Below are 17,446 nucleotides of genomic sequence, written 5' to 3'. Positions count from 1 at the left end.
TTAATTTCCTGATTTACCCAACGGTGAAAGGAGATCTCAATGAAAAAAAGAACCAAAACCATTCTTGGTGTGGTTGTTGTACTCGTGATTGCAGTTATTGTGATACCCATGTACATTTCGAGGCAACAAACTACCTTTCGAGCCGAGGTCACGGATCATATGAGTATGCTGGATACACTGGAGACTCTGGTTATCAAAAAAATACCGACCACCGATTCATACGATGAAGAAGAAGTGATTATTAAAGATCCCCAAGAGATTAGAAATATGTTGAAGTTAGCGAAGGATATCGAATTAAGAAGGCTAAAGCATACAGATATCTCCGAGCGATTCGAGGGGAACCCATATTACTATGACTGGCAGCTTAGGACAAAGAAAGAAGATCAATTTACAGAAGGCTTTGGAATTACGTTTTATAACGAGCATGCCGTCTCTATCTATAGCGGTTACAAAACGAGAGACAAGCTTGAAAATTATGAAATTACCAATGATTTTAATTTAAGTGAAGTGGAACGCCTATTTACTAATTTGAAGGAGGGGAAGAAATGACGGAGTATCAATTGCGTCCGATTGAGGAGCAGGATATCCCTTTTCTGTGGGAGATGTTGTATGCATCCATGTTCAGGCGGGAGGGCGAAGAGCCATTTGAACCTGAGATCATTCATAGCCCCGGGATGTCCAAGTACGTTGAAGGCTGGGGGAGAGAAGGAGATTTCGGATTTATCGCCGTGGATTCTCAGGGAAAGCGTATGGGCTCGGTGACGTTGCGGTTTTTTAATGATCAGAATGCGGGATATGGTTATATAAATGCGGCTACACCCGAGATGGGAATGGCTGTGATTGAGACAGCACGTGGAGAAGGAATAGGCACCCGTCTTATTCAGAAGGCGTTAGAAGAGGCTCGAAAACGGGGCATTAATGCCGTTTCGCTCAGTGTTGACCCGGATAACGAAGCAATTCGGCTTTATCGGCGTTTCGGATTCGTCGAACATGGCATGTGTGGCACATCTGTAACGATGGTGTGTGCGATGAACCCATGACCTTACTGCAAGCATGGTGAACGCGTTCATATGAAGATTTGAAAATACAAAAAGGCGTTCCCCTCATATGCTGGGAAACGCCTTAAGATATGACTTCATATTAATCGCACCGTATTTCCTTTGTGCTCACAAACAGAAAAGAGGAATCTGGACGACTCTTAACGATGCCTAAAAACCAATCTTCAAACTGCTACCCTCTGTGGCTATTCCTTCCGAACGTTTGATGGGTAGCTTTTGTTCTGCAGAGAAGCCGAGCGTCTCACCGTCATGCAGGGTTACATCGTTTTCAACAACATAAGTCGCAGTCATATACATCATTTCAAATACTTCACTTAAGGGCTTTGTGGATTGAGTGATTTCCATCTCCTCTTTCCCGAAGTTGCGTAACCCATAAGTATAGGCTGATGCACCTTCAGGACTTTGAAATAGTCCGATGAAAATCCAGAGGGAGACGGGCAGCTCTTGTTCCTTGATTCCACGACTGATGTCCACGTACTGACCTGCTTCCACCACAAGTGGCGCCATATATATAGCCAGTGCATGGTCAAGCTGGAGCAAGGCGCTCGCTGTTTGGGTGAACAGAATATGTGCCTGAATGGCGTCAGTTGCATTCAGTACAGAGACAATAATCTGAGATTGATGTCTTGAAGTGACTTGCACCGCGTCCCGCCACAGCACATTTAATTTGGCATTTTCCTCTACTTCGCGGTCAGGGACAGGGGCATTAATGTGTGCACACACTACTTGCATTCCATCCACTTCGAAAAAAAGATTGCCTTCCTCCGGACGTTCCTCAATCTCAATATTCCACTCGTTTTTCATCGTGCTAATGAAGTGATCAAAATTACAATCTTCGTGCTCCAGCAAAACAAATCCAACGATGGTTTCGCTATATGGAGCAGTATGTACGGCTCCACCTGCGGTCGGGTGTTCCTTTTTGCGGCGTCGAAGCTTGTCAAACAGTCCCATGAAACGTTCTCCTTTCCAGACCAATCACTGTGATCAGGCATAATCTGATGCCTTTATAACCATACCTTACCACATTGGAGCTTTTAATGAATCCCGGTATGGTAATGGCCATCAGGTGATCAGAGGAAAAGAACGAGAAGTAATGCAATGATCGCAGGCAGCCCTTGTTTGATAATGATGGACCGAGTAGCGGTTACACCTCCATAGAGGGCAGCGATAATGACACATGCCAGGAAGAAGATCTGAATGTGCTGTCCAACGGATGCATCTGGATAAACGAGACCCCAGATCAAACCTGCGGCCAAAAATCCATTGTACAGACCTTGATTGGCTGCCAGGGACTTGGTGGATTCGGCTAGTTCAGGGGTAAGACCGAACGTTTTCATCGTGCGTGGACGGGTCCACAGGAACATCTCCATCACCATGATGTAGAAGTGCTCAATGGCTACAATAGCCACGAAAATGATACTAATCAAAAGAAACACCTTGCTTTCTTATATGTCATTTATTTACTTGTCCTACTCAGTATAAATGTTTGCCATCCGAACCGAAAGTATAAATTTGATTTTACACAAATTAATTGTGTAAATTGTTAATGGGTTCATGATTCTCGTTTATAATTACGCCGCGGATTAAGTACAAAGATAAACATAAGCTGATTGTCGAAAACCCATTCATTGGGTAATAATGAACAATAAAGAAGTGAACTTACTCATGGAAAAGGGGGATTAGTGTGGATGTGGGAACCGTTCAATTCGTCCTGCTGGCGGATGATCCATCAACATTTGTTACACGAGTCGTACCTTTTATCGATATTGAACTCGCTGGAATTCCGAGTGACCGGCATTACGGTCTGTTGCGCCCGGCGGACTCCCGCCAGAAAATATACAAACGGGGAACGCCGATTGCAAATCGCAGGCAAATCAGTATTGTCTCAGAAGAGGAATGTGCTCTCATAGCACAGAAGATGAATATTCCGGAAGTACGCCCGGAGTGGCTCGGCGCCAACCTATTGGTCCGTGGTGTTGAAAAGTTGACGGAGCTTCCTGTCGGGACGCGACTTCTGTTCCCGGATGGAACGGGGCTGATCTGTGAAGGGGAGAATCTGCCTTGTGTACACCCAGGGAAAATCATTGAGCAAGTCTACGAACAGGATGGTTTGCGCAAAAAGTTCGTGCCAGCCGCCCGTAAAAAACGCGGAATCGTCTGCTCAGTCGAGCGTGAAGGCGCCATCGGTACGGGAGATACCATCGAAGTTATTCTCCTGTCCTGAGGCTTCAGGACAGGGTTTTGCATTGCAGTCTAGTCCTTTGCTTCGACTGTAGTTAATCTCAGTTTATCCTCTGGAATGGACGTATTCTTCAGGTGTGCTGCCGATAATGGACTTGAAGTCTTTGATAAAATGCGACTGATCGTGATATCCAAGGTCCTGGGACAGTTTAACCAGATCGCAATCCACACCCCGCTCCATCAGCTCAGCAGCATTTTGCAGGCGGTAGAGCTTGATCACCATTTTGGGGCTGATGCCCACATACTGATTGAACAGGCGCTGGAGCTTTCTTGTGTGCATATTCCAGGAGGCAGATAAGTCATCGACTCTCAACATATCCCGATGCTGCTCAATATACAGCACAATCTGGCTGACCAGAAGGGCTTGATCATCAGGAGGAGGGAGATGTTTACAGAGTAACTGATCTATATAACTGACTTTGTCCGCATCACTTCCGTCCCCGAGTAGACGTTCTTCAAGCAGTGAAGCATCGACACCAAGCACACCAGAGACATCCAAGGGGTTCCCATACAATGTGGAAACGGGAGTACGAATGAATGGATAGAAGCCGCCAGGCTTAAACTTCACCCCAAACACGCTTCCTTTTCCGCGGACGAGATAGGAGAATTTCTGTCCAGATGGACCGAAGAAAAAGGTGTTTCCCCGCTCTACCACCAGATTGACACAGGGATTCGGAACCACATGCTGCGGATATGGATCATGCCCGGTAAGATCCCAGGAGATGATCCAGAAATGCTTGACCAAAGAACTCAATGCTTCGGAAGGGGCATACCGTGTCAGGCAATATTTTTTGTCGCCCTCATCCAGATTCAGAAGACCCATACTGGGTCTGATAGCATGATCCGCATGTTTCATTTTGTCGATTCCTCCAGGTATCTCGTCAATTCTGCTTCGTTACGAACCATGCACAATTTATGTTGGTGAGGCTGCAAAAACGCCATGATTAGCGCCTTTTCCGTACGGTCATGTTGATAGCTCCATTTATACATCTTCCAGAGCATAGTGAAAGTCTGTCGGTAATTTCCTTGTTCCAGCCCGAGCTTCTGTACTGTGAAACGTTTGAAAATGCGCACATTCCTTTTCCACACAGGGGTATTTAAATAGACGATAAGATCAGCCTGCTCAAAACTGCTTGCCACCCATTTATAGTGCACACCTTCAATAATCCACTGAGTGGAATACACAGCTTTTTGCAGAAGTGTGTCCCGCGTCTCTGGACTATTGCGAATATCCTGTCCTTGGGGTACACGGTGCCACACAATATTGTCGAGCTCATAATAAGGAAGGTCTAACCTCGCGGATAAGTGGCGGGCCATTGTAGATTTGCCGCTGCCGACTGAGCCGATAATATGTATTTTGTTTGGCCTGAATTTGATCTTGGATTCTTTACCGACCATTCCGTAACCAGTCCCCCTTGATATTACCTTTGCTCTCTGAACAACAACGCCCGAACAGCGAAACGTGGCAAAATGAGTTGTCTGCGCCATCTGGAAGGCTGGCTGAGCAGTCGATAAAGCCATTCCAAGTTAAGCTTCTGCCATATTGCAGGTGCTCGTTTGGTTTTACCGGCCAGAATATCCAAGCTTCCCCCGACTCCGATGGCTACACGAGCATTGAGTTGATGGCGATATTTGTTGATCCAGTGTTCAGCATTGGGCGCTCCTAGGGCCACAATAAGAAAATCAGGTTGTGCCTCTTGAATCTCTTCTACAATGCTTTGCTCCTCATCCGTTGTGAAAAATCCATGATGTCTGCCACGAACAACGACTCCCGGATAGTTTTGCGCAATAACTTCTACAGCTCGCTTACTGACACTTTCTTCTGCCCCGAGCATATAAAAGGACCAATTCTTCCCGCTTCCTTCCTCCAACAAACGAAAAAGCAGGTCACAACCTGTTACTCGTTCGGTCAGTTGTCCACCCCGAAAGCGGGATACCATAACAATGCCTGCGCCGTCAGCGGTTACAATACCTGCCTGATCCACGACCGAACGAAGCACCTGATCTTTCTGGCAGGACATGACGATTTCCGGATTGCCTGTGATGACATGGAACAGTTCGGATTGTCTCTGATCGACTACATCACCAAGAATCGTAACCGTCTGATCCATAGTTTTATTGGGAAATGGGATTCCCATAATATTTGTTGTTTGGTTCATATTTTAGTTCCTTTCTGGATGCTAACTATCCGTCCCCAGCTTGTATACATTTCCTGTTATTTCATTCCATTTTAGTATATCTGATCTCCTGGAAAAGCACTATATTTGTTGAAGTTTAGCACCGGACGAAAAGTCCGAAACATTCAAGCTTCATGGCATCTGAAATCATATATTTTTGCTGTTGTCGCGTTTTTACAATACACCGTTTGGGGTATAACGATAGGATAGTGTTGCAAGCAAGTTTCAGTTGTACATTCAATACAACACATAAAGGGAGTGAGTTCATGGAATTGAAATATGAGTTCTTTATTAATGCCGGACAGGAAGATGTGTGGAATGCCCTGATCTCGCCGGACGGTACACGGAGCAGCTTTTTTGGTAGCGAACTTCGTTCCAATTTCCAACCGGGTCAGCCGTTCGCCTATGTAGGGCCTGGGAATGACGGTGAAGAGACGGTTCATGTGTACGGCGATATTCTGGAATTCGAACCTTTATCCCTGTTAAGTTACCTTGAGCATCCCGGACCTTCCTACCACGCCAATCACGCTGAGCTTCAATCCAGAGTAGTGTTCCAGCTGGAGAAGGTAGGGGAATGTACGAAGTTAACATTGATCAATGACCAATTTACGGACAACCATCCATCCATTGCGAACGCACAGAGTAGCTGGTGGATGATATTAAGCAGTATCAAGACGTGGGTGGAGACGGGCAAAACGCTGAATTTTGGCTGGTAAAGCTTCCGATCCACGAGTGAATATATAAATATATGAAAATGCGCTGATAAGGCGTTTTTTTATAATCGATTGTTGAATGATAAAATGAAGTGCATAAGAAAAATCCACCGAGATGCAATTCTGCTCTCGGCGGATTTTTGTATTTTCAACCATATATGCAATTCGATCTGTTGAATTATACTTGTTGAACTTTGATCAAGTTGGTGTTACCGGATTGACCAATCGGTACGCCAGCGGACAATACGATGATGTCCCCTTTTTCGATATAACCAGTTTTGATTGCATTGCGTGTAGCGGACTCGAACATTTCATCGGTTGTCGTTACTTTGTCGCCCATAACCGGAATGACACCGGAGAGCAAGCAGATTTTAGCGAGTACTTCTTCATGCTGTGTAACAGCGATGATCGGTGATTTTGGACGATATTTGGAGATCATACGCGCCGTAAATCCACTCTCGGTAGAAGTGATGATCGCTTTGGCATTCAGGACGAGGGAAGAACTAACTGCTCCCTGACTGATAACTTCGGTAATATCAGCTACTTGTTGAGCGGATTTTTGGTTGAATTGTTCTTTGTAATCAATCATCGTTTCAGCACGGCGAGCAACAGCAGCCATCGTGCGCACGGATTGTACCGGATATTTACCTGCTGCCGATTCACCAGACAACATTACAACGTCGGCGCCTTGAAGAACAGCGTTAGCTACGTCACTAACTTCGGAACGAGTTGGACGCGGATTCACTTGCATGGATTCCAGCATGTGTGTTGCTACGATAACCGGTTTACCTGCGCGGTTACATTTATCGATCATTTCTTTTTGCATCATAGGTACGTCTTCGATAGGTACTTCAACCCCGAGATCTCCACGCGCTACCATGATACCGTCAGATGCTTCAATGATATCGTCCAGGTTAGTCATGCCTTCCTGGTTTTCGATTTTGGAGATAATTTGTACATGATCTACACCGCGTTCTTTCAGGATGCTGCGAATTTCACGAATGTCATCGCCTTTACGAACAAAGGAAGCAGCAATGATTTCGATACCGTTTTCGATCCCGAATCCGATGTGCATAACGTCACGTTCCGTTACACCTGGCAAAGTCGTTTTGATTCCTGGCAAGTTAACTCCTTTACGTGGTTTCAGAATGCCGCCGCTGATGATTTTACAGTGAATATCTGAACCTTCCACGGACAGTACAGTCAGATCTACCAAGCCATCATCGATGAGGATGCGATCTCCAGGTTTTACAACGAGGTTCAATTCAGGATAGTTTACCGAAATGCGCTCAGCGTCACCAAGAATTTCTTCGGTAGTCAGGATAAGCTCTTTACCTGCTTGCAGATGACAGGATGCTTCTTTCAGTTTGCCAATACGAACTTCCGGTCCCTTGATATCCATCATAATTGGTACATACGTATTCAATTCGGAAGCCGCTTTGCGGATATTGTTAATCCGTGCTACGTGATCTTCCAGCTCTCCGTGAGCCATGTTCAGACGGGCAACAGTCATCCCTTCCTGAATCATTACTTTTAACAATTCGATTGAGTCACAAGCAGGTCCCATAGTACAAATAATTTTTGTTTTCAACATGCTATTTTCCTCCTCATATGTTTGCTTATATGTGTATTGTAGCGTTTTCTGTCGAATCAGGGTATGAACTATAGTACAATGATTAGAATATAGTCCAATAATGAGGTGTGTTATGGTCACTCCATTAGAAGTACGGCACATTAATGGTGTCGGTTGGTACGAAGAAGCGGTGCAGTCACAGGCAACTTGGCGGTTAAGCTTGGTTACTTATGGAAAATGTGTATATTGGGTGAACGGAGAGAAGCAGATCATGGAGAAAGGTGAGCTGCTGCTAATTCCCGCTGGTATTCCGTATTACGGCAAAAGTATTCCTACCGTAACCCACACGCAAATTGTTGTTCAATTACAGGGGGAGCATGCACAAGGTTTGCCCGCGCTGGAACGGAGTGAGGCCTTGCGACATAAGCCCGGATGTTATGAACTGATTCATGAACGTATGAAAGCCATCCAACAACAATGGCAGGAACGTCCGTCTTATTATGTCATGATGAGCCAAGCCTTATTGATGGAAGTGCTTATTTATATAAATAGGGAACTGGACCGCGGTGTTATTCCGCCGGAGAGACATGTTCATGCGGAGCGGATGAAGCGATACATTGAGCGGCATTACCGGGAGAAAGTTACGAAAGAAGAGCTCGGGGATGAGATCGGTAAAACTCCTAATTACGCAGCCGTGTTATTTAAAAGCGTGACGAATCAGACGATCAGCCAATATGTTCATGATCAACGGATGAAAAGGGCGGTGTATTTGCTTACCGAGTCACAGCTCTCCATTCAGGAAATTGCAGAATTTCTCGGTTACCGAGATCTGTCTTATTTTTACCGGATATTCAAGCGTTTAATGGGAAGTCCTCCATCTGATTTGCTCCATGAACGCCCACCTATTGTATGAAAGAAAGGGTCCTCATGGTTGCGTCCTGAAAAGTTCTTACATTTAAACATCTAGATAAATTACGCTAGATAAATTACGCAAAAAAAGAGGGCCTCGGCCCTCTTTTGGTTTCATGACAGTCGAATTACTCGTGCCTATGCAATATAGATCTTATACTAAGCGGTTGCTGCTTGAATTTGTAGCCGTGATTGTCTGCTTTGTTTTTTTGCTTGCCAGACCTGCACGAACCGCAACTACATGCACAGCCCAGTACGCTGCTTCCGCGAATAAAATTCCGCCAGCTACATCCAGCAGCGAATGCTGTTTCACAAACACCGTCGAAGCAATGATCAGCCACAGCCATACGGACCATGAGATCCGCGCCAGTGGTTTGAAGTTCAAATGGCGATTGATGAATATGAAGAGCAGATAACTTGTGAGACAGTGAATGCTTGGAAAGCAGTTGAATGGAGCATCATTGGTATAGATAAATTGTACGAGCGCACTGCTTAGACCAGTTCCGATAGCTTCCGGCCGTGGCACGTAAGTAGGGAAGACCGCAAAAACGATATTGGCTGCGATTACTCCTACGTTATAGGTGATTATCATACGCCAGAATAGCGATTTGTTCGTCAGGCCCAAATAGAGAAATCCAAGATACAGAATCGGCATCCAACTGACATAAGGATAAATAAATTCTTTGATAAAAGGAATCTGTGTATCAATCCAGGCATAATTGTAGAAGACATCACTTCCCGTGTTACTGCCCAACAAAACATAAATGGAACCTTGAAGCGGTATACATAAGATTGCCAGCAAATGTCCCCAGCGCAGAAATAATGCTTTCATAGTATCCCCCTGATTTCGTTCTTCATTTCAAAGCTTTCATCTTAACTCTCCACATATATGACGTTGCAGAAGTGTTGCACCCCTGCACTAATTCATTCTTTTACTAATATAATGGACATTTTAGCACTTGAGCCATACCTGATTGTAAGGTAAAAGCTGTAAGAGGAATTCTCTTTTTTGTTACTTTTATAGTTTTATCCAGAAAAGGATACCCGAATATCTATAGATATGATACAACTAAATTGTCATATAAGTTCGTGTGACAACGAATTAAAAACGAAATGAGGCCGATACAATTTATGAAAACCCCGCAATCCAGGCAAAACCAATCCTTCTCCGCACGTAAACCGGTACTGACGGTAGTGATTATTGAATTACTCCTCTTGCTGGCGGTTTTCGTAGCAGGAGCGATTGCAACCGTGAAGCAACTGGACTACACATCACCAGTATTGATGTCATTTATTCCAATTGCCCTCGTGCTCATTATTTATCTCACCCTACGACGCAAATGGAGAGAGACTGGATTTCGCTCCTTAAGAACCATCCCGGCAAGTCATGCCAAGTATTATATTCCACTACTCCTTGTACTGGGTACTCTTGCGCTCAAAGGATTTACAGAGTTAACCTTGTCCAAGGTAGCCTTTTTTATCTTTTTCACCTTGCTTGTCGCCTTTGTGGAGGAAACCATTTATCGTGGACTGATCTTCAAAACTTTGCTTCGTAAGAGTGCGGTTGCGGCAGTTGTCACTTCCAGTGTTCTATTTTCTATTACTCATATCATGAATGCATTATCCGGTCAGAGTATGGCAGATACCATTCTGCAACTGATCTATGCATTGCTGCTTGGAGCGGCACTCGCGCTGTTAATGTTGAAAAACGGAAATATCGTGCCGCTGATCCTGTTTCATTTCATACATAATTTGATCCAATTTCTTGGGGACGACCGACAAGATACCGGGACTCTTTTCTACGATATCTTCATATTGGTTGTGTTGGTTGCTTATTGCGTATGGTTGACGTTTAGTGTTCGAACGAAATCATCTTCTTCAGAGACTAGTACACCTGGGAGTTCGGTGGTTCATTAAAACGATCTTGATCGGAAGCTACATAACTCTGTTTACCGCCAGCCTTGGGATCGTGGTATACTTCAGTCTGGCGGTATGACAGGCTTGTTACATAATAAGGGCCCGTTCATCCGTACAATGGGTAGATAAATAGGTGATATTGTGGAAAAAACAGCACAGGCAGTGGCGGAATGGATGGTACAGGAGATTAAATTCACCGGTACGCTTCATCAGGAAGCTGCAATTGAATATGTAAAGTCTAATTTTGGAGAAGAATTTGTATTTGTGAATGAGAATGGAAACACTTCGTTATCAAAAGATGTGAAGAAAGCGTTCCGCAAGCTTCACCGTGGGCAAATTGCATGGGATCGTGATGCTTTTATGTGGGCATGGACGTAGAGTGTTATCATGTGATTGATTGAGCTTTCATGGATGTGTTGGATATGCATGTCAAAATATTTTATAGAAAATGTATAAGTTGGTTCGGATCTGCATATCCTTTCATAAGACCGCAATGAGCGGTAGGTAAGCGACAAACCTTGTTCCAGTGCGTGCGAATACATGTATTTCCAAAGCTGTTTGAAAAGAAAATACAAAGATTTGCTTTTTGGTGGAAACGGAGTTATAATAAAAACAAGTTGTAGAGAGTGGAAAACCTAATTCACATATTGTAAAGGGCGATCACTTATAGGTTATGACTGGTACCTTTTTCAATGTGTGAATTTTTATTTGCTTGCTGCAAAGAACAAAGGAACATGTTAATCTTTATTTGGAGGTGTAATTCACATGCAAAACGGAACAGTAAAATGGTTCAACGCTGATAAAGGCTTCGGTTTCATCGAAGTTGAAGGCGGAGAAGATGTATTCGTACACTTCAGCGCTATTACAGGCGAAGGCTTCAAAACGCTGGACGAAGGTCAACGCGTGCAATTTAAAATTGTACAAGGAAACCGTGGTCCTCAAGCAGAAGAAGTTGTAAAACTGTAATTAAAGCATAGCTGCCTTTAACATGTTATAATGGTAAAGGCAGCTTCTTTTTTTTGAGCCGTTATAATGAATGTTGGCCCAATAGTTGTCGAGACAGAAGTCCGGACGGGACAAAACTTCCGCTAAGTAGTGGCTTCTGTGAAATAACGTCGGATTAGATGTTTTTCCATAACAAAGGGGGTAGAAGTCATGTATAATCGCAAAAAACCGTTGGAAGAGATTCCACAAGCTGATGCGGCAATCTGGGAATGTACGAGTGATACGTGCAAAGGATGGATGCGGGACAATTTTGCGTTTGATAGCGTGCCTACTTGTCCGATATGTGCTTCTGAGATGGTTAGCACGACCAGGATGCTGCCATTGCTTGAAAATTCGAATAGTAATCTGAAAACGATGCCTAAAGGAAATCGGATTTAACATAGCTTACCCGCCTCTAACGAGGTGTTTTTTTTTTAGTTGAACCTGACATCTTGTATAAAGGTAAGGGTATTAAATATGAAGTTCCCGGCATTCGTTTTGGCGAATGCCTTTTCTTATACCTTTTTCCCAATTATGTTGAATATTTAAGTGGAAATATATTTAATTTATAGCAATTTGTTTACTTGAATCTAGGGTTTGAAGTAACGATAAATCAAAAACAAAGAACCTTCTCGCATGAAGCGAGAAGGTTCTTTGTTTTTGATTGTTTAGAAATTTAAATGAACAGGAATGGCAGCAGAAACAGGGTTGCTACCAGGGCCAGTTCGATCCCTGCTCCAGCTCCATAGCCGTAACGCCCGTAACCCCCACCGTTTCCTCCATAACCATATGGACCGTAGGCCGAAGAATTAACTTTCTTTGTTGCAACAGCGTTTTTCTTGCTGCTTTTTACAAGCTGCTGTTTGGATTTGACTGAACACAGCCGTGGTCCTTCGAAACATCCGTTCAAATAAATTTTACCATCGCGACACTGACTAAGCGTACCATACATATGCTTACCGTCGTTCATAACGAGACAAACGGAACGTCCAACGTGCGGAGAAACCGTTTCTTCACATACCGGATTAATTCTGTACATGCAAATCCTCCTCAATAGGTGCGGTTGCCGCTTGAATTCAACGGTTTGTATATCATAGTAAAAAGATTACTGATTGGTATGGACGAGTACCCGGAAATTAGATGGGGAGGAGCCGTTTTTATATTTGCTCCATACACTGAAGGGAGTAAAAGGGAGGGATCTCATGGATTATCATGATTTACTGGCCCGGCTTGGTGAAGGAAGTGCCCATCCGGGAGGGTTTACAGCAACGATGAAACTGTTGGATACGCTGTCTCTGCCTGCGCATAGTAAAGTGCTTGAGGTGGGATGCGGTACAGGAAGGACGGCTTGTTATCTGGCTCGAAACGGTTATCGGGTAACTGCGGTTGATCTTAATCGGCAGATGTTGGAGAAAGCGGTGCGACGTGCAAGACGGGAGCGCTTGGATATTCGTTTTATTCAGGCAGATGTGAAATCCTTGCCTTTTCCAGATCATTATTTTGATATGGTATTTGTAGAGTCTGTCACTATTTTCACCCAGTGGCGGAGTACCTTTGCGGAATATAAGAGAGTATTGAAGCCGGGTGGTCTCTTCATTGATCGGGAGATGGTGTTATCCGGAAGGAAGACAGAGGTAATGAGTCGTAGGTTAAAACAATTTTACGGAATAAGGACACTGGCAACCATGACTACATGGAAGAAACGACTCAGACAGTGTGGATTTACTGAAGTCTTGGTCAAGGAACAATCTCGTTCTATGGGAAAATGGGGCGTGGATCATGACCCTCATCGGGAGATGGATATGAGCTTGTTTGAGGATGAGCAAGTACAGCGTATGGGTCGTACCAATGATCGTCTGCTTGCGAGATACGGAAAAAGACTGGGTTATGCGGTTTTTGAAGCAAAGTCATCAATGGTTAACGATAATAAACAGAAAGAGTAGGATACTTGTTGGTGAGAGGGTAGTCCAATAACGAATGTGAAAAAATTAAGCTGATGCCAAATCTGGCATCTAAAAAAGCAACCCACTCTAAAGTGGATTGCTTTTTCTTTGTTTTTGGACTCTAAACCAATCAATCTGAGTAATAAAAATAGCTCACGCCAGATTATGGCTGAAAGCATTACAGCATATCGTTGTCGATAATGCGCCAGTGATGCTTCAACAGAGCTTCCAGTTGCGGTTTATCTTTGGCTCGAAAAGCGCTTACGATTTGGCGATGTTCTTCATTTACTTCATTAAGTACACTGGAGAGCTTCGGCTTGTTGTCGCTGACATACGATTGGCGAATAAAGCTGTTTTTTAACGTGTTTAATATTTCGATGACAGTGGCGTTGCCGCAGCGTTGGATGTACAGGTTATGAAATTGATATTGATTCTTGCTGTAAGCGGCCAGATCGAGCTGGGTAATATCTTCATCCATTCGTGCAACAAGGGCCTCCATCTCCAGAAGCTCAGACGGTTTGAGTAGGTCCGCTGCGAGTGTAGCAGCGAGTGCCTCAAGCGCACCAATGGCCTGCGAGAACTCAAGTTTTTTGCCAGCATCAAAAGGAGCGACGATAAATCCTCTACGTGGGATATATTGCAGAAGATTGTCAGAAGTGAGCTGAAATAAGGCTTCCCGAGTAGGTGTACGGCTGATGTCCAGCTTTTTGCAAATCTCCGCTTCATTAATCTTCTGATTGGGGAGCAAAGTCCCGTCCTGAATTTTCTGCGCGATATAATCGTAAACATGATCTTTCAAGGACCGGTATTTGGGTGCCTCCATACCGAATCCCCCCTTCTTTATATAGTGATGATTGAATGTGTGAGGGTGTAAGCCCTGTAGTGGTGCGCCGTTCGGGAGTTTCAAGTTTTTATCATCTTAACACCGAGGGGGGAGTTGGGCAAGCAATCTTAATGATCTAAAGAGATGTTAGTTTAGAGTTGAATAAATGACGTTTTGTGGAATTTCAGCGTATAAATGTGTTGATACATTACAATGCAACTTATTTTTAGGTGATAGCGGAAAAAGTGAGCAGGAGTCGTAAATGGTCGTGGCGAAGCATACATTGATATTGTATTTTGTATACAATATAATCAAAGAGGGGTGCTGGGAGTATATGTCAGATTCGAAAATGTTAATGGATTGGTCGGAACGTTATGCTGCACCTAATTATCATCCGCTCCCGATCGTCATTGAGCAGGCGGAGGGAGTATGGGTCGAAGATCCGGAAGGTCGCCGTTATATGGATATGTTAAGTGCATATTCGGCATTAAATCATGGGCACAGACATCCAGCAATTATTCAGGCGCTGAAGGATCAGGCAGATCGGGTAACATTAACATCACGGGCATTTCACAGCAGTGCGGCATCACTTTTCTATCAGAAGCTCTCGCAATTTACGGGCAAACCCAAAATTCTGGCCATGAACACGGGAGCTGAAGCGGTTGAAACGGCCGTGAAAGCAGTACGGAGATGGGCATATCGCTGCAAGGGTGTACCGGAGAATCAAGCTGAAATCATCGTATGCTCAGGAAATTTTCATGGAAGAACGCTGACGGTCACCTCTTTCTCATCTTCAGAAGAGTACAAAAAAGACTTTGGTCCGTTTACACCCGGATTTAAAATCATTCCTTATGGTGACATTGAAGCACTTAAACTTGCGATCACACCGAACACGGCCGCTTTTCTTGTGGAACCAATTCAGGGGGAAGCTGGTATTGTCATCCCACCTGAAGGATATCTTGCTGAAGCCTTTACGCTATGCAAACAGCACCGGGTGTTGACCGTGGCGGATGAGATTCAGACCGGATTCGGACGAACGGGACGTCGTTTTGCTTCTGACTGGGAGGGTGTTGAGCCTGATATCTGGATTATGGGTAAAGCGCTGGGTGGAGGAGTGATGCCCATCTCGGCTATTGCTGCTAATTCAGAAATACTGGATTTGTTTGAACCAGGTTCTCATGGCTCCACATTCGGGGGTAACCCACTCGCTTGTGCCGTGGCTGTCGCGTCACTGAAAGTTCTAGAAGATGAGAGGCTTGCAGAGCGCTCGGAGCGTTTGGGGAATTATTTTATGAAACAGCTTCAGGGAATTCGCAGTTCAGCTGTGCGTGAGATTCGAGGTAGAGGATTGTTCATTGGTGTTGATCTGCATGTACCTGCACGTCCATATTGTGAGAAATTAATGTCTGTTGGACTGCTCTGTAAAGAAACTCATGAGACAACGATCCGTTTTGCGCCGCCACTTACCATTACGGAGGCTGAGATCGACTGGGCGTTGGAGCGAATTACTCAGGTGTTGGGTGACTGATATACCTTTCATTCCTTGATTACTTCATATAAGCTGCGAAGGAGCTGACTTACATGGAAAACATTGATATTGAATCTGCAGGAACGCTAAATGCTTCTAATGAAACGAGACAATTGCTTCTGCATCATAATGATGTTGCCATCATTAAGGTTCCTTTTGGATTAGGAGGAGCACGAGGTGGTGCTGAGTTAGGTCCGGATGAACTCATTACAGCAGGTTTGAAACGTGAAATTGCCAGCCTTGGGTTGAATGTATCAAAAGAGATCCGTGTAGATTGTCCCTCAGAGTCTGTTGCTCCAATTGAACGCAACCGTGTGAAATATTTATCCGAGGTTAAACAGGTGAGTGAGCGAGTGTGCAGTGAAGTGTCTGGCGCGATAGCGAGAGGTTCTTTTCCACTTGTTCTGGGTGGGGATCACAGTGTAGCGATAGGTTCTCTTGCTGGGTTGTCTGGGCACTATTCCAATCTGGGTGTAATCTGGTTTGATGCTCATGCGGATTTGAACACAGAAGAGCGTAGTCTATCTGGAAATATGCATGGGATGAGTGTTGCTGCCGCTTTGGGGCATTCAGCTTTTAACTTGTCTCATATTCCGGGAGCGGGGCCTATCGTTAATGCCTCCAATCTGGTCTATATTGGCTTGCGTGATCTGGATGTGTATGAAAAGGAACAGATTCGAGCGCTTGGCATTAAGAGTTTTACAATGCATGATATTGATCGAATAGGGATACAACAGGTTGTTGAACAGGCGCTGGCTGTAGTCGGGGAAGGAACAGATGGTATTCATATTAGCTTTGATATGGATTGTCTTGATCCGCGTGAGGCTCCGGGTGTGGGTACGCCGGTACCAGGGGGATTGAATTACCGTGAAGCTCATTTCGCACTGGAGCTGCTCGCTTCTACCAACCGAGTCACGTCCATGGATCTGGTGGAAGTTAACCCTCTATTTGATCAGAACAGGCATACGGCCCGCCTTGGAGTTGAGCTGATTGCTTCATTGCTTGGTAAACGGATCTTATAACGAATGTATTACTATTTCTTGTTCGGATGAATCCATGTTTATATAGAAGATATAGAAGATATGGTTAAATCATATAATGTAATGTTATATAAAAGCCAGGGTCAGACTCATCCATACGATCTTCGACTGAGTGAAGATAGGTATGTGTGGCTTCCCTGGCTATAGTTGTTGGATGCACCTCTTGCTCTTGAATGGATGGGGTGTGAAGTTGGGCCTTTTAGAGTAAGATGTTTGGTGTTGCGTTGCCTCTTGGTTCCTTTAGGAGTGATGGGTATAATTACGAGGGCTTTACTATAGAAGAAAGAGATTGTGATTATCTGATGGAGAATGTGGTTCTAAAGTTTTTTAAAAATAAAGCTTGCGTTCGGAATCTGTACATGGTATATTCTAATTCCGGCCAAGAAAACACGAGAAACACGGTGCGGCAAGCGAATGAAATAAGCTTCGAAAGAAACTTAAAAAAAGAGCTTGCAAAGTTGGTTCGGATGTGGTATGATATAAAAGTTGCTGAGGTGAACAACACACAGCAATGAAACAAGTTTGATCTTTGAAAACTGA

22 protein-coding genes are annotated in these 17,446 nt (G+C 44.3%); 13 read left to right on the top strand and 9 right to left on the bottom strand.

Annotated features, from left to right (window positions below):
* Nucleotides 1-39: 39 nt before the first annotated feature.
* Together G3352_RS28650 and G3352_RS28645 are read left to right on the top strand one after the other, a co-directional pair.
* Nucleotides 40-549, top strand: a complete 510-nt coding sequence (locus G3352_RS28650; protein WP_163761467.1) for a hypothetical protein — start codon at nucleotides 40-42, stop codon at nucleotides 547-549.
* Nucleotides 546-1,040, top strand: coding sequence for a GNAT family N-acetyltransferase (locus G3352_RS28645; protein WP_163761466.1), 495 nt, complete (start codon nucleotides 546-548; stop codon nucleotides 1,038-1,040). Before G3352_RS28650 ends, G3352_RS28645 begins: the two co-directional genes overlap by 4 nt.
* 168 nt (nucleotides 1,041-1,208) lie before the next feature.
* On the opposite strand, the gene G3352_RS28640 is transcribed toward G3352_RS28645, so the two are convergent.
* Nucleotides 1,209-2,009, bottom strand: coding sequence for a DUF4261 domain-containing protein (locus G3352_RS28640; protein ID WP_163761465.1), 801 nt, complete (start codon nucleotides 2,007-2,009; stop codon nucleotides 1,209-1,211).
* A 119-nt stretch (nucleotides 2,010-2,128) separates the two neighbouring features.
* Nucleotides 2,129-2,485, bottom strand: a complete 357-nt coding sequence (locus G3352_RS28635; protein WP_162842469.1) for a DUF1304 domain-containing protein — start codon at nucleotides 2,483-2,485, stop codon at nucleotides 2,129-2,131.
* Nucleotides 2,486-2,748: 263 nt separating this feature from the next.
* Between G3352_RS28635 and G3352_RS28630 the strand changes: the two genes are divergently transcribed.
* The gene (locus G3352_RS28630; protein WP_163761473.1) at nucleotides 2,749-3,282 is read left to right on the top strand and encodes an MOSC domain-containing protein; all 534 of its coding nucleotides are present in this window, start codon (nucleotides 2,749-2,751) and stop codon (nucleotides 3,280-3,282) included.
* Nucleotides 3,283-3,345: 63 nt separating this feature from the next.
* Here the strand turns inward: G3352_RS28630 and G3352_RS28625 are convergent, their stop codons facing one another.
* The 3 genes from G3352_RS28625 to G3352_RS28615 are packed head-to-tail and all read right to left on the bottom strand — an operon-like array spanning nucleotide 3,346 to nucleotide 5,458.
* Nucleotides 3,346-4,155: a helix-turn-helix domain-containing protein gene (locus tag G3352_RS28625; protein WP_163761464.1), complete on the bottom strand. Its 810-nt coding sequence runs from the start codon at nucleotides 4,153-4,155 to the stop codon at nucleotides 3,346-3,348.
* Complete coding sequence (locus tag G3352_RS28620) at nucleotides 4,152-4,697, bottom strand: P-loop NTPase family protein (protein ID WP_163761463.1); 546 nt, start codon at nucleotides 4,695-4,697, stop codon at nucleotides 4,152-4,154. The genes G3352_RS28625 and G3352_RS28620 overlap by 4 nt, the downstream gene beginning before the upstream one ends.
* A gap of 23 nt (nucleotides 4,698-4,720) precedes the next feature.
* Nucleotides 4,721-5,458, bottom strand: coding sequence for a WecB/TagA/CpsF family glycosyltransferase (locus G3352_RS28615; protein WP_163761462.1), 738 nt, complete (start codon nucleotides 5,456-5,458; stop codon nucleotides 4,721-4,723).
* Between the two features lie 284 nt (nucleotides 5,459-5,742).
* Here G3352_RS28615 and G3352_RS28610 point away from each other — a divergent pair, with 284 nt between their 5' ends.
* Nucleotides 5,743-6,192, top strand: a complete 450-nt coding sequence (locus tag G3352_RS28610; protein ID WP_163761461.1) for an SRPBCC family protein — start codon at nucleotides 5,743-5,745, stop codon at nucleotides 6,190-6,192.
* A 175-nt stretch (nucleotides 6,193-6,367) separates the two neighbouring features.
* On the opposite strand, the gene pyk is transcribed toward G3352_RS28610, so the two are convergent.
* Nucleotides 6,368-7,783, bottom strand: a complete 1,416-nt coding sequence (pyk, locus tag G3352_RS28605) for a pyruvate kinase (protein WP_163761460.1) — start codon at nucleotides 7,781-7,783, stop codon at nucleotides 6,368-6,370.
* Nucleotides 7,784-7,895: 112 nt separating this feature from the next.
* Between pyk and G3352_RS28600 the strand changes: the two genes are divergently transcribed.
* Complete coding sequence (locus G3352_RS28600) at nucleotides 7,896-8,675, top strand: AraC family transcriptional regulator (RefSeq protein ID WP_163761459.1); 780 nt, start codon at nucleotides 7,896-7,898, stop codon at nucleotides 8,673-8,675.
* A gap of 150 nt (nucleotides 8,676-8,825) precedes the next feature.
* Here the strand turns inward: G3352_RS28600 and G3352_RS28595 are convergent, their stop codons facing one another.
* The gene (locus G3352_RS28595; protein ID WP_163761458.1) at nucleotides 8,826-9,503 is read right to left on the bottom strand and encodes a phosphatase PAP2 family protein; all 678 of its coding nucleotides are present in this window, start codon (nucleotides 9,501-9,503) and stop codon (nucleotides 8,826-8,828) included.
* 299 nt (nucleotides 9,504-9,802) lie between these two features.
* On the opposite strand from G3352_RS28595, the gene G3352_RS28590 reads away from it, so the two are divergent.
* From G3352_RS28590 to G3352_RS28575, 4 genes are all read left to right on the top strand, one after another.
* Complete coding sequence (locus G3352_RS28590) at nucleotides 9,803-10,588, top strand: CPBP family intramembrane glutamic endopeptidase (protein ID WP_163761457.1); 786 nt, start codon at nucleotides 9,803-9,805, stop codon at nucleotides 10,586-10,588.
* A 141-nt stretch (nucleotides 10,589-10,729) separates the two neighbouring features.
* Nucleotides 10,730-10,966 carry a DUF6953 family protein gene (locus G3352_RS28585; protein ID WP_076292258.1) on the top strand — a complete coding sequence of 79 codons (237 nt, stop codon included), beginning with the start codon at nucleotides 10,730-10,732 and terminating at the stop codon, nucleotides 10,964-10,966.
* Between the two features lie 387 nt (nucleotides 10,967-11,353).
* Complete coding sequence (locus G3352_RS28580; RefSeq protein ID WP_024633772.1) at nucleotides 11,354-11,554, top strand: cold-shock protein; 201 nt, start codon at nucleotides 11,354-11,356, stop codon at nucleotides 11,552-11,554.
* A 189-nt stretch (nucleotides 11,555-11,743) separates the two neighbouring features.
* The gene (locus G3352_RS28575; RefSeq protein ID WP_024633773.1) at nucleotides 11,744-11,971 is read left to right on the top strand and encodes a cold-shock protein; all 228 of its coding nucleotides are present in this window, start codon (nucleotides 11,744-11,746) and stop codon (nucleotides 11,969-11,971) included.
* A gap of 277 nt (nucleotides 11,972-12,248) precedes the next feature.
* On the opposite strand, the gene G3352_RS28570 is transcribed toward G3352_RS28575, so the two are convergent.
* Nucleotides 12,249-12,611: a hypothetical protein gene (locus G3352_RS28570; RefSeq protein ID WP_163761456.1), complete on the bottom strand. Its 363-nt coding sequence runs from the start codon at nucleotides 12,609-12,611 to the stop codon at nucleotides 12,249-12,251.
* Between the two features lie 163 nt (nucleotides 12,612-12,774).
* On the opposite strand from G3352_RS28570, the gene G3352_RS28565 reads away from it, so the two are divergent.
* Nucleotides 12,775-13,515: a class I SAM-dependent methyltransferase gene (locus G3352_RS28565; protein ID WP_163761455.1), complete on the top strand. Its 741-nt coding sequence runs from the start codon at nucleotides 12,775-12,777 to the stop codon at nucleotides 13,513-13,515.
* A gap of 178 nt (nucleotides 13,516-13,693) precedes the next feature.
* Here the strand turns inward: G3352_RS28565 and G3352_RS28560 are convergent, their stop codons facing one another.
* A complete protein-coding gene (locus G3352_RS28560; RefSeq protein WP_163761454.1) occupies nucleotides 13,694-14,338 on the bottom strand; it encodes a GntR family transcriptional regulator in 645 nt (214 codons plus the stop codon).
* A gap of 334 nt (nucleotides 14,339-14,672) precedes the next feature.
* Here G3352_RS28560 and G3352_RS28555 point away from each other — a divergent pair, with 334 nt between their 5' ends.
* From G3352_RS28555 to G3352_RS28545, 3 genes are all read left to right on the top strand, one after another.
* Nucleotides 14,673-15,866, top strand: a complete 1,194-nt coding sequence (locus G3352_RS28555) for an ornithine--oxo-acid transaminase (protein WP_163761453.1) — start codon at nucleotides 14,673-14,675, stop codon at nucleotides 15,864-15,866.
* A 53-nt stretch (nucleotides 15,867-15,919) separates the two neighbouring features.
* Entirely contained in the window at nucleotides 15,920-16,888 is a 969-nt protein-coding gene (gene rocF, locus G3352_RS28550) for an arginase (protein WP_163761452.1), read from the top strand.
* Between the two features lie 227 nt (nucleotides 16,889-17,115).
* Nucleotides 17,116-17,421: a hypothetical protein gene (locus G3352_RS28545; protein ID WP_163761451.1), complete on the top strand. Its 306-nt coding sequence runs from the start codon at nucleotides 17,116-17,118 to the stop codon at nucleotides 17,419-17,421.
* The last annotated feature ends 25 nt before the right edge of the window (nucleotides 17,422-17,446 follow it).

This window comes from Paenibacillus sp. ALJ109b (assembly GCF_010747435.1).
Lineage (GTDB): Bacteria > Bacillota > Bacilli > Paenibacillales > Paenibacillaceae > Paenibacillus > Paenibacillus taichungensis.
Note: the sequence above shows the minus strand (reverse complement) of the source record. Positions and strands in the feature narration are given on the sequence as shown.

Bases quoted from the DNA above. Each gene is read 5' to 3' on its own strand.
- G3352_RS28650 (WP_163761467.1), top strand. From the start codon at position 40: ATGAAAAAAAGAACCAAAACCATTCTTGGTGTGGTTGTTGTACTCGTG.
- G3352_RS28645 (WP_163761466.1), top strand. From the start codon at position 546: ATGACGGAGTATCAATTGCGTCCGATTGAGGAGCAGGATATCCCTTTT.
- G3352_RS28640 (WP_163761465.1), bottom strand. From the start codon at position 2,009: ATGGGACTGTTTGACAAGCTTCGACGCCGCAAAAAGGAACACCCGACC.
- G3352_RS28625 (WP_163761464.1), bottom strand. From the start codon at position 4,155: ATGAAACATGCGGATCATGCTATCAGACCCAGTATGGGTCTTCTGAAT.
- G3352_RS28620 (WP_163761463.1), bottom strand. From the start codon at position 4,697: ATGGTCGGTAAAGAATCCAAGATCAAATTCAGGCCAAACAAAATACAT.
- G3352_RS28615 (WP_163761462.1), bottom strand. From the start codon at position 5,458: ATGAACCAAACAACAAATATTATGGGAATCCCATTTCCCAATAAAACT.
- G3352_RS28610 (WP_163761461.1), top strand. From the start codon at position 5,743: ATGGAATTGAAATATGAGTTCTTTATTAATGCCGGACAGGAAGATGTG.
- pyk (WP_163761460.1), bottom strand. From the start codon at position 7,783: ATGTTGAAAACAAAAATTATTTGTACTATGGGACCTGCTTGTGACTCA.
- G3352_RS28600 (WP_163761459.1), top strand. From the start codon at position 7,896: ATGGTCACTCCATTAGAAGTACGGCACATTAATGGTGTCGGTTGGTAC.
- G3352_RS28595 (WP_163761458.1), bottom strand. From the start codon at position 9,503: ATGAAAGCATTATTTCTGCGCTGGGGACATTTGCTGGCAATCTTATGT.
- G3352_RS28590 (WP_163761457.1), top strand. From the start codon at position 9,803: ATGAAAACCCCGCAATCCAGGCAAAACCAATCCTTCTCCGCACGTAAA.
- G3352_RS28580 (WP_024633772.1), top strand. From the start codon at position 11,354: ATGCAAAACGGAACAGTAAAATGGTTCAACGCTGATAAAGGCTTCGGT.
- G3352_RS28575 (WP_024633773.1), top strand. From the start codon at position 11,744: ATGTATAATCGCAAAAAACCGTTGGAAGAGATTCCACAAGCTGATGCG.
- G3352_RS28570 (WP_163761456.1), bottom strand. From the start codon at position 12,611: ATGTACAGAATTAATCCGGTATGTGAAGAAACGGTTTCTCCGCACGTT.
- G3352_RS28565 (WP_163761455.1), top strand. From the start codon at position 12,775: ATGGATTATCATGATTTACTGGCCCGGCTTGGTGAAGGAAGTGCCCAT.
- G3352_RS28560 (WP_163761454.1), bottom strand. From the start codon at position 14,338: ATGGAGGCACCCAAATACCGGTCCTTGAAAGATCATGTTTACGATTAT.
- G3352_RS28555 (WP_163761453.1), top strand. From the start codon at position 14,673: ATGTCAGATTCGAAAATGTTAATGGATTGGTCGGAACGTTATGCTGCA.
- rocF (WP_163761452.1), top strand. From the start codon at position 15,920: ATGGAAAACATTGATATTGAATCTGCAGGAACGCTAAATGCTTCTAAT.
- G3352_RS28545 (WP_163761451.1), top strand. From the start codon at position 17,116: ATGTTTGGTGTTGCGTTGCCTCTTGGTTCCTTTAGGAGTGATGGGTAT.